The organism is Streptomyces sp. NPDC005898 (assembly GCF_040629635.1).
In the GTDB taxonomy this organism is placed as follows: domain Bacteria; phylum Actinomycetota; class Actinomycetes; order Streptomycetales; family Streptomycetaceae; genus Streptomyces.
Window position 1 is genome coordinate 1 of the sequence record NZ_JBEXWC010000013.1, and the last position, 14,004, is coordinate 14,004.

At 71.4% G+C, this 14,004-nt stretch carries 12 protein-coding genes; 5 read left to right on the forward strand and 7 right to left on the reverse strand.

Annotation, left to right across the window (positions count from 1 at the left end; translation table 11 throughout):
- Positions 1–865: 865 nt before the first annotated feature.
- Both ABZ385_RS18845 and ABZ385_RS18850 read left to right on the forward strand, forming a co-directional pair.
- The gene (locus ABZ385_RS18845; protein ID WP_358912262.1) at positions 866–2,254 is read left to right on the forward strand and encodes an NDP-hexose 2,3-dehydratase family protein; all 1,389 of its coding nucleotides are present in this window, start codon (positions 866–868) and stop codon (positions 2,252–2,254) included.
- A 22-nt stretch (positions 2,255–2,276) separates the two neighbouring features.
- A complete protein-coding gene (locus tag ABZ385_RS18850) occupies positions 2,277–3,263 on the forward strand; it encodes a Gfo/Idh/MocA family oxidoreductase (RefSeq protein WP_358912264.1) in 987 nt (328 codons plus the stop codon).
- A gap of 237 nt (positions 3,264–3,500) precedes the next feature.
- On the opposite strand, the gene ABZ385_RS18855 is transcribed toward ABZ385_RS18850, so the two are convergent.
- The 5 genes from ABZ385_RS18855 to ABZ385_RS18875 all read right to left on the reverse strand — a co-directional run bounded on the left by ABZ385_RS18855 (position 3,501) and on the right by ABZ385_RS18875 (position 7,653).
- Positions 3,501–3,950 (reverse strand): ATP-binding protein, encoded by a 450-nt coding sequence (locus ABZ385_RS18855; RefSeq protein ID WP_358696562.1) that lies wholly within the window; start codon positions 3,948–3,950, stop codon positions 3,501–3,503.
- 236 nt (positions 3,951–4,186) lie between these two features.
- Positions 4,187–5,425 carry a peptidoglycan-binding protein gene (locus tag ABZ385_RS18860; protein WP_358912266.1) on the reverse strand — a complete coding sequence of 413 codons (1,239 nt, stop codon included), beginning with the start codon at positions 5,423–5,425 and terminating at the stop codon, positions 4,187–4,189.
- 135 nt (positions 5,426–5,560) lie between these two features.
- A complete protein-coding gene (locus ABZ385_RS18865) occupies positions 5,561–6,361 on the reverse strand; it encodes a hypothetical protein (protein WP_358912268.1) in 801 nt (266 codons plus the stop codon).
- 3 nt (positions 6,362–6,364) lie between these two features.
- Complete coding sequence (locus tag ABZ385_RS18870) at positions 6,365–6,877, reverse strand: signal peptidase I (RefSeq protein ID WP_358912270.1); 513 nt, start codon at positions 6,875–6,877, stop codon at positions 6,365–6,367.
- 125 nt (positions 6,878–7,002) lie between these two features.
- Positions 7,003–7,653 carry a hypothetical protein gene (locus tag ABZ385_RS18875; protein WP_358912271.1) on the reverse strand — a complete coding sequence of 217 codons (651 nt, stop codon included), beginning with the start codon at positions 7,651–7,653 and terminating at the stop codon, positions 7,003–7,005.
- 439 nt (positions 7,654–8,092) lie between these two features.
- On the opposite strand from ABZ385_RS18875, the gene ABZ385_RS18880 reads away from it, so the two are divergent.
- The 3 genes from ABZ385_RS18880 (at position 8,093) to ABZ385_RS18890 (ending at position 12,440) form a co-directional block, all read left to right on the forward strand.
- The gene (locus ABZ385_RS18880) at positions 8,093–8,974 is read left to right on the forward strand and encodes a MurR/RpiR family transcriptional regulator (RefSeq protein ID WP_358912273.1); all 882 of its coding nucleotides are present in this window, start codon (positions 8,093–8,095) and stop codon (positions 8,972–8,974) included.
- A gap of 348 nt (positions 8,975–9,322) precedes the next feature.
- Positions 9,323–11,719, forward strand: coding sequence for a hypothetical protein (locus tag ABZ385_RS18885; RefSeq protein WP_358912275.1), 2,397 nt, complete (start codon positions 9,323–9,325; stop codon positions 11,717–11,719).
- On the forward strand, positions 11,706–12,440 hold the full coding sequence (locus ABZ385_RS18890; RefSeq protein WP_358912277.1) for a response regulator transcription factor: 735 nt from the start codon (positions 11,706–11,708) through the stop codon (positions 12,438–12,440). Before ABZ385_RS18885 ends, ABZ385_RS18890 begins: the two co-directional genes overlap by 14 nt.
- A 29-nt stretch (positions 12,441–12,469) precedes the next feature.
- On the opposite strand, the gene ABZ385_RS18895 is transcribed toward ABZ385_RS18890, so the two are convergent.
- Positions 12,470–12,835 carry a hypothetical protein gene (locus tag ABZ385_RS18895; RefSeq protein WP_358912279.1) on the reverse strand — a complete coding sequence of 122 codons (366 nt, stop codon included), beginning with the start codon at positions 12,833–12,835 and terminating at the stop codon, positions 12,470–12,472.
- 201 nt (positions 12,836–13,036) lie between these two features.
- On the reverse strand, positions 13,037–13,975 hold the full coding sequence (locus ABZ385_RS18900; protein ID WP_358588330.1) for a C40 family peptidase: 939 nt from the start codon (positions 13,973–13,975) through the stop codon (positions 13,037–13,039).
- Between the last annotated feature and the right edge of the window lie 29 nt (positions 13,976–14,004).

The window sequence follows — 14,004 nt, forward strand, 5'->3', positions numbered from 1 at the left end:
GAAAACGACACGACACACCAACAACAGCTACAGCGTCATCCCGCACCAAACCAGCATCCGACAACACGATCGACGGCCCCCGCTCGGTCGAAAAAAGCGTCACACTAAATCCATCACCGGCAGTCAAGGATGGATGGAATGACGAATGAAAACTGGGTCAAAGGAAGCTCGGACCACGCCCACAAGATCGTCGAGCGCACCCCCGGCCATCCTGATCGAAAGTGATCACGCTCGGCACCCCACACCCCTGTGAGGTCAGTCACAGGCCACCATAGGAGCGGTTTATGCACAGGTCAGGCCATGGATGGGGCCCACTCAGGACGGCGCGGGAGGGTCTCCGACGGTGCTCCGTCGCGCAGCGGGACGGGGCCCCGGGACCGCAGGCGCGCGAGCCCTAAGGCACGTAGACGACGGCGCGCGCACGACCCCGTAAGTGCCGGTGACACCCGTGGACAAACCGGGCGGCGGCGTCGGTGGAAACGTCCCGCGCCGGAACCTACCGTTCAAGGGAATTCGCCCCGCTCACACCCCGAACGACCCGCAGGATAAAAGAGGCCGCGCGCTATGACGGTAGTGTGGCGCTCGGACTTGATCAAGGCTTGACATGACCAATTTCGTAGATCATCCTGACGCAACGCAGTAGTCGGGACATCAGTCCATGATGTACCGCACGTCACAAAATCGAACCGGTGTGACCGGGCCACGGGGGGCCGTCTACCGCTTTGCGGCCGACAGCCGTTTGCGGAGCCCGCACGCCTTTCCGGGCTCCATCGCGCCTCCGATGGTGTTCCGAGTCGACCTCCGTACCGCATCTCCCGGTACCGGTCGCCTGATCCGGGAGAAGATGGCAGAAGTGGGCGAATCAATGGGTTCGTTTTCGGCGACCGGGGACGAGGTCACGTCGCCCGAAGAATTCCGGTCGTGGTTCGCCGATCGCCAGCGGTCGAATCGGCTGACGGTGGACCGCATTCCCTTCGACAGGCTGGCCGGATGGGGATTCGACGACAGCACGGGGAATCTACGGCATACCAGCGGGCGCTTCTTCTCGGTCGAGGGCCTCCAGGTACGGACGGATCACGCGTGGTTCGGCAGCTGGACCCAGCCCATCATCGTCCAGCCGGAAGTGGGAATTCTCGGGCTGCTGGTCAAGAAGTTCAACGGCGTGCTGCACGTCCTGATCCAGGCCAAGCACGAGCCCGGCAACATAAGCGGCCTCCAGCTCTCCCCGACAGTTCAGGCGACCCGCAGTAACTACACCCGAGTTCACCGGGGCAGCGGCGTCAAGTATCTGGAGTACTTCACCTCGCGCCGGCGCGGCCGAATTCTCGTCGATGTGCTGCAATCCGAGCAGGGTTCCTGGTTCCTGCACAAGCGGAACCGCAACATGGTGGTCGAGGCCCTGGACGACGTGCCGTTGGACGACGACTTCTGCTGGCTCAGCCTCGCCCAACTGCGGGAGCTCCTGCTCACTCCGCACATGGTGAACATGGACACGCGTACGGTGCTGTCCTGCTTCCCGTCGGACGTGTCGCCCCACGCGGACGGAGTGTCGGCGCCGGTGGATCCGTTCGCCGCCGCCGTCACACAGTCCCTGGCCGATGACTCCGCCGCGCTGCACGACATGCGCGAGATCCTCAGCTGGCTGACGGATGTCCGGTCCCAGAGGGAACTGGTACAGCAGCGCGTCCCCTTGAAAGAGACCGAACGCAGCGGCTGGCGGCGCGACGAGGACTCCATAGCCCACGAGCACGGCGACTTCTTCCGTGTCATCGGGGTGAGTGTCCAGGCCAGCAGCCGCGAGGTCTCGTCGTGGACCCAGCCGCTGCTGGCCCCCACCGGTCCCGGCCTCGCCGCCTTCGTCACCAAACGGATCAACGGCGTGCTGCACGTCCTGATCCAGGCCCGCACCGAGGCCGGTTCCCTCAACGGACCCGAGATGGCGCCGACCGTGCAGTGCCGGCCGTCCAACTACCAGTCGGTCCCCCACGAGCACCGGCCGACGTACCTGGACTACGTACTGTCGGCCGAACCGGAGCGCATTCGGTACGACACCGCGCAGTCCGAGGAGGGAGGCCGCTTCCACCACGCCGAGAACCGCTACGTCGTGGTGGAGGCCGACGAAGACTTCCCGGTCGAGGTGGACCAGGACTTCCGCTGGCTCACCCTGCACCAGCTCCTCGCCCTGCTGCCCCACAGCAACTACCTCAACGTAGAAGCCCGTAGCCTCGTCGCCTGTATTCAGGCGCTGCGCTGAGCACGGCCCGAAGGGAAACCGCATGTCCTCGTCCCGCCTACGATTCGGAGTGCTCGGCGCGGCCGACATCGGCCTGCGCCGCACCATCCCGGCGCTGATCGCCGACCCGGACATCGACGTGACCGCGATAGCCAGCCGGGACGCGGCCAAGGCCGCCCGGTTCGCCGAAGGGTTCGGGTGCGAGGCGGTCACCGGCTATGACGCGCTGCTGAGCCGCGACGACATCGACGCGGTGTACATCCCGGTGCCGGTGATGCTGCACACGGAATGGGTGGAGGCCGCGTTGCTCCGGGGCAAACACGTCCTGGTGGAGAAGCCCCTGGCCGCCACCCGCTCGCGCACCGAGGAGCTGATCGACCTCGCCCGGTCCCGCGGCCTGGTCCTGATGGAGAACTTCACGTCGCTGCACCACGCGCAGCACGCCGCCGTCATGAAGCAGCTGGATGAGGGCGCGATCGGCGAACTACGCTCCCTCTCCGCGGCCTTCACCATCCCTCCCAAGGCGGAGGGCGACATCCGCTACCAGCCTGACGTCGGCGGTGGCGCTCTGCTCGACATCGGCATCTATCCGCTGCGGGCCGCACTGCACATCCTCGGCCCCGAACTCCAGGTCGTCGGCGCGGTGTTGCGCCACGAGCGGCGCCGCGACGTGGTGCTCTCCGGCCATGTGCTGCTGACCACACCGCAGGGTGTGGTGGCAGATCTGGCCTTCGGCATGGAGCACGCCTACCGCGCGGAGTACACCCTCTACGGCACCACCGGCCGTCTCCGTCTCGACCGGGCTTTCACTCCGCCGGAGACCCACCTGCCGCGGCTGGAGATCACCCGTCAGGACACCAACGAAGTGCTCACCCTGCCGGCAGACGCGCAATTCGCCAACCTGGTCCGCCAGTTCGCCCTCTCCGCGAGGCGAGACACCGGCCAACTCGCGCGGCACCACGCGGACGCCGTCCTCCAGGCCGACCTCGTCGAGCGGGTCATGGACGCGGCACGCGTCTGCCCCTGCTGATCCCACACCACCAGTCGGCGGCCGGGCGCGTGGCTCAGCTCATGGGCTCGGGGCGGACGACTCGCACCCGATCCGGCGAGTGCCCCAAGGAGCCGAACCCGATTTCCGGCCCCACTTCGGTCGCGGCGGCCTCCGGCTCAGCGGACGCCGCGACCGGTACACCGGTCCGCGCTGAAGCTGGGGCGACGCCCCCATCTCGGTCGCGCAACCGGGTAGTGGTGGACGCCTGCGGACGCCTCAGGCGGCGACGCGCCCCGCGGTGTGAGCGAAGCGGGTGGCGTCCGGGGCGGGAACGGCGCCCTCGAAGGGGACGGGGTCCGCCGGGGCGTCCGCGCGGTTCCAACGCGCCTCCACGGTCTTGCCGTCGCTGCGCGGCAGCACCGTGAGCTGCCCGCACAGGCTGCGCGCGATGTGCCATCCGTAACCGCCCGAGCCGGTCACGTCCGGGACGCGGGATGCGGGCATACGCGTGCTGTGGTCGTCCACCCGGGCGACGAGCGCGTACGGACGGGCCTGGAGGCTGAGGCGCCAGAACCCCCCGGTGTGCCGTACCGCGTTCCCCACGAGCTCACTGATCACCAGCAGCACGTCGTCCTCCCGTACCCAGGGACAGTGCCTCTTCACGTACGCGCGCGCCGCCCTCCTGGCCTCGGACACATCCGCGCGGGTGGAATCGACAACGAACACAACAGTTCCCCAATGAGTCATGGAATTCTGAGACTCTTTCAAGGATGTACGCACGAACCGGCCCGGTGGAATGGCCGTTGGTGCCCGGACGCACCGCAAAGGTGAGGGCCTTCCGGCCGTCCCGGCGAGGGCTTTTCGGTCCGGAACGAGGAACCGGGCACGCCCGCCCAGGGTGTCCTACCGCTCCGTGTGTCCGACGCGGGCTTCCCGGTGCGGGGTGAGCGGGGGCGGGCCCGTCAGTGGAAGAGGCGGCGCCAGGTTTCCGGGCCCGGGCAGCCGTCCGCGTCGGCGCCGCGCCAGCCCTGGGCGCGCTGGAACGCCTCGACGTTGCGGCGGTCGCTCTCCGACCAGCTGGGGCCGGGGCCCACCGCGTAGTGCTGTCCGAACCCCTTCTTCACCAGTTGCCGCCCGAGTTGGGTCACGAACGAATTGGACTGTCCCGGACGGAAGACTCCGCGCCCGGGGAAAGCGGGGACACCGTCCGCCGTCCCGCCGCCGCCCGATGCCGCCGGGATGTCGTGGCCGGTTCCGTTGGCCAGGAGCCGCCAGGTGCCCGGCCCCGGTATGCCGTCCGCCTCCGCGCCGTGCCAGCCCTGGGCGCGCTGGAACGCCGCGGTGGCCCGCTGGTCGGCCTGCCCCCAGGACGGCCCGGGGCCGACGGAGTAGAAGCGCGCGCCGCCGCGCTGTACGAGCATTTCGCCCAACTGGGTTATGTAGGCGTTGTGTTGGCCGGGGCCGAAGACGCCTGCGCCGGGGAAGGCGCCCTGGGCGGGCCGCGCCGGGGCGCCTCCGCCGCCTTGGCCTCCACCGCCCTGGCCACCGCCGCCGGTCGCGACCGCCCGCGAGCGGTAGGCCACGTACCCCGAGGTGTGGTTCCAGTACGGGAAGGGGGTCACCCGCCGCAGCGCGTGGGGCGGGGTCAGTTCGTAGGCGACGTAATGGGTGCGGGTGGCGTCCGTCCAGCCGCCGAAGAGGACGACGTGTGAACCGTGAACGGGGTTGGCCGCATTGTGGTACAGCAGCATGTCGCCGGGCTGGAGGGCGCTCTTGCTCACCCGGACCCCGTAGGAGGCCAGGCTCCCGGTCCACTGGCTGCCGGACAGGCCCCACGCCATCGACACGAGCCCCGAGCAGTCCTGCCGGTAGCCCTCGTAGTAGCTGCCCATGCTGTACCGCACCCCGCGGTCCACCCAGTGCTGGGCGCGGCGGAGGATCTCCGTCCGGCTCGTCACCGCCCCCTGCCGGGCGGTTGCCTGTACCGCGGTGTGGCCGGCGGCGCCCGGCGCCGCGGCCGCGGGCTCGGCGGCGCACATCTGGACGGCGCCGGCGACGGTGGTGGTCGCCATCGCGACGATCAGCGTGCCGGTCGTGGCGCGCCCCACCCGGGCCGAACGCGCCGCGCACCGGCGCGCGTCGCAGCCGGGGCAGCCGCAGTCGGACGGGACGAGGACTTCCTCGAAGAGGGGGAGGGTCATGAACACTGCTTTCGGGTGGGGGCGGGGGGCACCGCCGCGCGTCCCGTGGGCACGTGGGCAGGCGGACACGCGGGCGCGCGGGCGCGCGAGAACACGGGCGCGCCGGTACGGAGCGAGGGGGTACGCGGGCGGGCGTCAGGACTCGGCCGAGGCGGCGGGCGCGGCGTCGGTACCTTCCGGTGCGGTCCGGCGGCGGTTGACCAGGATGGCGGTGCCGGCGCACAGCGCGCCGACGCCGAGCAGGAGCAGGCCCCACAGGCCGCCGGCGCCGGTGTGGGCGAGTGCCCCGCCGAGTGACGAGCCGCCGGTGGAGTCCGTGCCGCCGCCCGAGCCGGCGGTGGCGTCCGCCCCGGTGGCGCTGCCCGTACCGGACTCGCCGCCCTGGGCCGTTCCCGTCGCCTGGAGGGTGACGCGGGCGGTGGCACCGGCGAGGGCGGGCGGCAGGTCGGCGGGGACGGCCAGGGTCAGCTTCAGGTGGCGGGTGTCGCGGGCGGGGACCGTACGAGTGCCGCCCAGTCCGGTCGGCTTGGCCAACGACGTGCCGAGGGAGGAGAGTTGGACTTCGCGACCGCCGCACTTTCCGTTGCTCCAGGCGACCGAGCATTCGCGTACACCGGCGACCAGGCCCCCGCCGTCGGTGAGCCGGCCGGTGCCCCACAGCCGCAGCGACTGCGCCAGCGGGGCGCTGTGGGCGGAGACCACGTCGAGGTAGCGGTCCACCTGGTCGCCGGGGTGCAGGCCAAGGGTGTCGGCCGTCCAGGAGACGCCGGGCCCCGAGCGGACGTAGACCAGTTGCGGGTTGCCGGCGGACCCGTCGTGGCCGGCGGCCGCGGCCGGCACCGCAGCGCCCAGTACCGCCAGCGCCCCCAGGGCCGCCGCCGCGCCCCTCCGCGCGGCCGGGCGCACCGGCCGCTTCTCATGCCGTGCGAGACGCACGCTTCACGCTCCTCGATTGTGTCGTCCACTGCTCCGGGGCACGAGCCGCCGCGCGCCCCAGCCCAGGAAGTACAAGCCCAGCAGCGCACCGCCGAGCGCGACCGGCCCGGCCTGGTGCGCGGCCTTGGCCACCGTCCCGACGTGGGGGACGACCGCGACGACCCGGGCGTACTCGCCGGGGCCCGAGAGGTCGACCTTCCAGGGGTCGGGGCCCGGGTTGGCATCGCCCTTGGTCGTGAGCACCCGCCCCGCCGCGTACTGATCGATCGCGGTGACCCGGTGCAGAACGGGCCGGCCGTCCTTGGGCGTCCACGGCTGCGGGGGCCGGAACACCAGGACCTGGCCGGTCCGGATGTCCTCGGGAGCGAGGGGCCTGGTCACCGCCAGCGAGCCGGGCGGCATACCGGGCCGCATCGACGGGGTGAGCACGGGTACGAACCGGACGCCGTATGCCAGCCAGGCGATGCCGGCGGCCAGCGCGCCGAGCGCCAGGGCCGTGACCAGCAGGGTCATCATGGTCCTGAACGCTCGGCGGGCCATCCGCGCCGCGGTGGTACGAGCCACCGCGGCGCGGGGAACCGGGGGCGGGCCTGAGGCCGCTCGATGCCCGCCCCCGGAGTTCCGTGCCGTGAGGCCGGTCATCACTTCCCGTCGGCGGACGGGGTACCGCTGCCGGTGAAGCCGAAGGAGATCGACTTGATGGTCTGGTCCTTCACCTGGTCCCAGTTCTTCTCGGTGCCGTCCTTGAGGTGGACGTGCAGCGTCACCGGGAGCTCGTTGCCGCCGTCGTGCGTCAGCTTTCCGCCGGGCAGGGCGGAGAGGGAGACCGGGAGCGCGGTCTTCTTGGCGATGTCCGCGGCCGAGAGGCCGGACGCCACACGCCGGCCGTCCGCGTCGACGTCGACGACCAGCTGCTTGGCCAGGCCCTCGTTCGCGTCGGTCTTGGCGTAGTTGACCTTCAGACCGACCGTGTCGATGTCGGTCTTGCCGCCGGCGGTCAGCTTGACGGTGGTCTGCGCGCCTTCGCCGTCGTTGGCCATCTTGGCGTTGGTCAGCTCGTCGGCCAGGTCGGCGCGCTGGTGGCCGTTGACCAGCAGCGAGACGTCGGCGTTGGTGTCGGGGTCGGGACCGTTCTGCGTAGTGGTGCCGAAGAGGCCGGAGGTCGCCAGGCCGGTGGAGGTGCTCAGGGCGTAACCACCCGCGGCGAGGAGGCCCGCGCCGGCCAGTACGGCGACACCGGCGATGGCCTTCTTCTTGCGCGAGGCCGGCTTGGTGTTCTTCTCAGTTTCCACAGGATCCCAACTTCTTTTTCGTGCAGGGGTTTTGATTGGAGGCTTTTCGCCGGAGGCGCACGGAGGTGAGGTGACATGCGCCTCCGGCGGGGGAGCGGGCCGGCCGAGGTCACCCTCTTCGATGCCCGCCCCGCTGGGGCCCGGCGCCAGGAAGCGCGGCACCAAGGCCCTCACGTCAGGATTTGCGTCTTATGTCCGCAGATCCGGCGTTCGGGAACCATTAGAGACGCGAAGATCATTGCAGTCAAATCCATACGCAACGATTGTGGCGTATGGAACGCTCAGAAGCGCGGGCGGAGGTGCAACGGGTGTTGCGCCGGGTCGCGAGCCGGATGCGAGCCGGGGATCCGGCTTCGGCGTCGCACACCACCGCGCCCTGCCGCCCGGGCCCGTAGACTGAGGGCGCACATCCGTGCCGCGGCGCGGCCCCAAAGTGGAGGTGGGAAGGTCGCTCCAGGTACGTATCGCGGAGCAGCTGGCGAAGTTGCCGCGCGGCAGCCAGGCTGCCCGGGTCCTCGAAGTCGTCCAGACCAACCCGCAGTTCGCCTCCTACGCCTCCGCGCGTGACATGGCCCAGCGGGCCGGCGTCAACGCCTCGACGGTCACCCGCGCGGCCCGCCAGATGGGGTTCGGCGGCTGGCCCGACCTCCAGCTGGAGGTGCGCAGCCAGTACCTCTCCGCGTTGTCGACGCCGGAGCTGCTCGACCGGCACTCCACCGAGATGACCGAGACCCCGGCGCGGGCCGCGCTCCATCAGGACGCCGACCATCTGTCGCGGATGGCGCACAGCCTGGATCCGGACGAGATCAAGGCGCTCGCGGCGGCCATCATGGCGGCGCCGCGCACTCTGGTAGCCGCGTCCGGCAGCTTCGCCGCGCCGGCCATCGTGCTGTCCTACGTCGGTACGGGCATGGGGTTCGACCTGCGCCTGGAGACCCAGGCCGGGACGGAGCGGGTGACGCAGCTGGCGGGCCTGCCCCCGGGCGGCTGCTTGGTGATCTTCAACTTCTGGCGCACCCCGCGCGAGCTGATCACGATGGCGCAGGCCGCGTCGCGCCGCGACCTCACGGTCTGCCTCGTCACCGACCGCCGCACCAGCCGGCTCGCGCAGGTCGCCGATGTCGTGGTGGCCATCCCCAGCGAGAGCACGTCGATCTTTCCCACCCTGACGCCGGCGGTCGCCGTCAGCCAGGCCGTGCTCGCCGAGCTCGCCGCCGGCCGCCCCGAGCAGGCCGCCCGTGCGACCAGCGACATCGAAGCGCTGTGGGGCGACATGGATCTCATGGCCCCGTCGACCGTGGTGCCCGACCCGGGCCAGTGAGCGGTGCGGGGCGGTGATCGCCCCGACAGCCCTTCCCACCCCCTCTTCCCTCCCCCACTTCCCGCCGTTCGATCGTTGCGCACGGCGCTCATTTTGGTGCGCGCTCGCAGATGTGCAACGATTACAGCAACCCGGGGGCATGCCCCTGGGCGAAGTACGCGCGAAACGCACCGCTCTCGTCGCAGGGCAGTGCTCCGGCAGCGCCCGGGTGGCCGCCCGTACCCAGGCCCTGCCGCACCGCGCCCCGCCGCCGCGCCCAGGCGGCGGACCTCACCAGGGCCTCTCCCCCACGGGTCTCCCCCACGGGCCGCGCCGTACCGCCGCCTCATACGAAGGAGCGACAGCAGCATGAAACATCACGGAGAGGCGGAAACCGCCCGGCAGACGGCTTCCCGCCTGCGGCACGCCCGGCCGCACCGGGCCGTGTCCGCAACGAACCTGGGCACCGCCACCGCGCTCGCCCTCCTCCTGACCAGTGCCACGGCCACACCCGGCCACGCCGCGCCGATGGCGACGGCGACGGCCACCGCCGTCACCGGCACCTTCGCCTCGGCGGACAAGCCCGGCCCCGGCGTGGCCGCTCCCGTGATCACCCGGCCCGCGGACGGCTCCACCGTGCAGGTGGGCCGGCACAACCCCCGGATCAACTTCGCCGGCACCGGCGAGCCCGGCGCCACCTTGGCGTTGCAGTACCGCCCGGCGCACACCGCGAGCTGGAAGACGCTGACGAGCTTCACCGGCCTCGTCGGCCCGGACAGGAAGTGGGCGGCCACCTCCCTCTTCGCCCACGACGAGTTGACGGACGGCTCCTTCACATTCCGCGTCATCCAGAAGACCGATCAGCGGGAACGCACCTCGGCGCCGATCACCCTCACCATCCACTTCGGCATTCAGCCGGTCCAGTTCACGACGCCGCGCGAGGGGGTCTCGCTGTCCAAGGCGTTCTACCTCGACTTCGGCGGCATCGGTGAACCCGGCGCCCGCCTCTCCCTGTCCTACGGCCCGGACCGCACACCGATGGCGCTCCAGGGGAACACTCGGGTGCGCGCGGACGGTACGTGGGGCTTCGAGGCGCTGAAGGACTCCATTCCCGCCGGCACGCACGACATCTACGTCAGCGAGGACGTCGCACCCGGCCAGGAGGACAAGCGCACCATCACCTTCATCACCGACCGGAACGCGTCCCAGCTCCAGTGGGACGTGCAGAACACCACCAGCCGGGTCCGGGCCGGCGACACCATGCGGCTCCGCGGCTGGACCAACTCCGTGGACCCTGTGGGTAACGTGGCGGTCCAGCTGACGACCCAGGGCCGGCGGTTCTCCCTCGGCACGTTCGCCACCTGGGGCTACGGGAACGGCACGAGTTCTGCGGTCTTCGACGGCACCGGTGTCCCCGTCCCGGCCGGCGTACCCGCGGGCATGGCGAATCTGGTGGTGACCGACCCCCGCGACCCTGACAACTTCGACAGCATCCCCGTCGAGATCCTGCCCGCCTTGGAGCTGAAGCTGAAGCTCACCGCGGAGAACGGCTCGACCGGGCGGATGTTCTCGGGGACCGCACAGCCCGGCTCGACCCTCCAGTTCCAGCGCGCCGACGGCAGCTGGACGAACACCGCCGGTGACACCCAGCCCTCGGCCGACGGCACGATCAAGGACGGGTACTGGGTCGGGCCCTCCTGGAAGAACAAGTGGGACTGGGCACACCTCAAGGCCCGCCAGGTATACCCCAGTGGCGAGAGCGCTCCCGCCATCGACGTCCCGGTCGAATTCCCGGCACCGTCCGTCTCCTCGGTGACCTGGTCCGGCAAGCAGGTCGTCGTCAAGGGGACCACCCTCGGTGACAAGGAAGGCAAGGGAACCGTTCAGGCCCAGGCGGCCGATGGCACCTGGTTCGACGCGGGTGGCATCAGCTCCGACGGCTCCTTCAGCCTCTCCGTGGACCCGTCCCGCCTCGGTGACACCTTCAGGGTCCGCTTCGTCGACGACTGGACGAAGCGCCCCACACCGCCGTCCGCCGGACTGCGGTACCGCGCGCCACTGGAGCTGAAGCTCACCGCCGAGAACGGAGACAAGAACCGGACGCTGGCCGGTTCGGGGCAGTCCGGCACGGCGATACAGTTCCAGAAGCCGGACGGCAGCTGGGTGACCGCCCCAGACACCACGGCCCCCTCGGACGACGGAACGGTCAAGGACGGGTATCTCCACCCGAAGTGGAAGCCTTCCTGGGATTGGCGGAACCTGACGGCCCGCCAGCTCTACCCGAACGGCGACACCGGCCCCGCGGTCGATGTGCCCGTCGCCTTCCCGGCCCCCGAGATCTCCGGGGTGACACGCACGGAGAAGGACGTCACCGTCACCGGCACCACGCTCGGCGACGAGGACGGCAAGGGGCGGATGCAGGTCCTCGGTGCGGACGGCACATGGTTCGAGCAGGGTGGCTACTCCGGCAGCGGCTCGTTCACCTTGCACATCGACCCCGCGAAGCTAGGCGCCACCTTCGCCGTCCGCTTCGTGGACGACTGGACCGGCGAGGCCACCCCCGCCTCTCCGGCTCAGCACACCCCCGTGCCCGCGCAGACTCCCACCCCCGACTCCGCGCGGAGCCCGCAGGCCGCACCGGGCTCGGATTCCACGCCGGCCCCCGAGCCGACGCGCGGCGCGCAGCCCACGCAGGCACCCTCGCCCACGCCCGCACAGACCTCCTCGCCCACGCCCACCCAGGCCACCGCCGATGACAAGCGCTGACGGCCCGATCCGGGTGTTCGTCCTCGACGATCACGAGATGGTGCGCCGCGGGGTGGCCGGTCTGCTCAACGCGGAGCCGGACCTCACGGTGGTGGGCGAGGGCGCGACGGCGCAGGAGGCGCTGGCCCGCGCCCCCGCGCTGCGTCCGGACGTCGCCGTGCTGGACGTGCACCTCCCCGACGGTGACGGCGTGGCCGTGTGCAGCGCGCTGCACAGGGCCACGCCCGGGGTGGCGTGCCTGATGCTGACCACGTACGCCGACGACGAGGTGCAGCTCGACGCGCTCACGGCCGGGGCCTGCGGATTTCTCCTGAAGCAGGTGCGCGGGCCGGAGCTGGTGGGCGCGGTGCGGGAGGCGGCCGCGGGGCGCTCGCTGCTCGGTCCCGGCGCGGTCGCCACGCTCATGGAACGGGTGCGCTGCGGCCGCAAGCCGAAGCGGGGCCTGGACGCCTTCCCCGACCTGACCGAACGCGACCAGCAGATCCTGGAGTTGATCGGCCAGGGGCTGACGAACCGCCAGATCGGGCAGCGGCTGTTCCTGGCCGAGAAGACGGTCAAGCACTATGTCTCACGGCTGTTCGACAAGCTGGGGGTGGAGCGCCGCGCCCAGGCGGCCGCCATCGCCGGGCGGGCGGCTGTTCTCATGAGGAGCGGCCGGGGGCCGTACGAAGGTTCGGGCCAGAAGCAGGGGCGGAGCCTCGTCGGCCCACCGGCTCGCTGAGCGTGACGGCGGCCGCGGACCGGCCGCCGTCACCAGCCCACCAGCCCCATCACCGCCACGGGGATGGAGTCGATCTCCATCGGGTGGCCCGGATCGATCACCACCAGGACGGCCGCGCCGGGCGGCACATCGCCGGGAACGGCCACCCCGCTGCGGCGGAAGTGGCCGGGCCCACCGCCCGCCCCGCCGACCCGGATCCGCGCCAGGCCGTACGTCGCACCCTGAGCCACCAGGAAGACGTCCACCGGACCGGCGGGCCGGGACGCGCCGGTCCACCCCGCGAGCGAGATACGGGCCCCCGGTCGCACCCGGGTGTCCGTCCGCGCGGCATCCCATCGCAGTCGCGGTACGACGCCCGCTCCGCTCGCGTGCCTCGGTCCGGCGGAATCCGTCACGGTCGGGCCCTACCTTGCAAGTGGGTCGGAACGGCTGGCCGGCTTCGCCGGTCCGGGCCCTACCACCGCGCACTGCTGCGCCCGTGGGGCGGCTACCACCCGTACTGCCGACGACGACGGCGGCGGACGGCGGGCAAGCGCGCTGAGGTGCGCCCGGCTCAACACCGTTCACCCCGGCGCACCCCGGCCCATCGAATCCGCTCAGCCGACCCGGCCGTAGAGCATGGGGTTGTAGTACGAGAACGAGGAGATCCGCACGGACCTGCCGGGGCGCGGGGCCTCCAGATACTGGCCGCCACCGAGGTAGATCGCCACGTGGTGGATACCGGAGGGCGAGCCGTTGGAGGACCAGAAGACCAGGTCGCCGCGGCGTAGCTGCGAACGGGAGAGCTTCGCGGCGGCGCGGTACTGGGCGTCAGCGACCCGCGGCAGCGAGATGCCCGCACGGCGGTACGCCTGCTGCACCAGGCCCGAACAGTCGTACCCGTACGGGCCGTTGCCGCCCCAGGTGTACGGCTTGCCGAGCTGGCCCATCGCCCAGCGGATCGCGGCCTCCGTACCGTGGCTGCCATGGCTGCCACGGTCGGCATGCCCGGCGCGGTTCCCGGACGACGGAGTCGGGGAGCCGGTCGGGGCCGTCGAGCCGGAGCGGCCGGTGCGGGCCTCGTACTTCCACTGGTGGCTGGTCCACCACCAGCTGCCGCCCTGCTGGTACCAGTACACCCGGTCCGTGGCGTCCCAGCCGGCCCGGCCCCGGAAGGTGGGACGGGGGTTGTGCCCGGCGGCGGAGGACGAGGGCGCGGGGTGCGTGACCCCGGACGCGCCGGCGCCGGACGCCGAACCGCCGGTGTGACGGAGGTACTTGTCGTAGTGGCTGGTCCAGCGCCACCAGCCGGTGGCGTCCTGATACCAGTACTTGCCGCCGTCCCAGCCGACGTGGCTCGGCGCCGGCTCGGCGGCGGCCGTGCCCGCGCCGATCATGGCGGCCGCGCCCACCGCGGCCACGACCGCGCCACGTACGGCACAGCGGGCGCGCCGTCCGCCGTGCCGTCCCCCGCCGGCCTCAGTGCCTGCCGCGCCCGCGCAGAACGCACAGGCGCAATCCGTGGGCGTCTCCTCGGTGAATTCGGGGGTGCGCATGCGCTCACCTGCCTTCCGTGTTGCGTGGT

Coding starts and splice junctions, on each gene's coding strand:
- ABZ385_RS18845 (WP_358912262.1), top strand. CDS start 866: ATGGGTTCGTTTTCGGCGACCGGGGACGAGGTCACGTCGCCCGAAGAA.
- ABZ385_RS18850 (WP_358912264.1), top strand. CDS start 2,277: ATGTCCTCGTCCCGCCTACGATTCGGAGTGCTCGGCGCGGCCGACATC.
- ABZ385_RS18860 (WP_358912266.1), bottom strand. CDS start 5,425: ATGACCCTCCCCCTCTTCGAGGAAGTCCTCGTCCCGTCCGACTGCGGC.
- ABZ385_RS18870 (WP_358912270.1), bottom strand. CDS start 6,877: ATGATGACCCTGCTGGTCACGGCCCTGGCGCTCGGCGCGCTGGCCGCC.
- ABZ385_RS18885 (WP_358912275.1), top strand. CDS start 9,323: ATGAAACATCACGGAGAGGCGGAAACCGCCCGGCAGACGGCTTCCCGC.
- ABZ385_RS18890 (WP_358912277.1), top strand. CDS start 11,706: ATGACAAGCGCTGACGGCCCGATCCGGGTGTTCGTCCTCGACGATCAC.
- ABZ385_RS18900 (WP_358588330.1), bottom strand. CDS start 13,975: ATGCGCACCCCCGAATTCACCGAGGAGACGCCCACGGATTGCGCCTGT.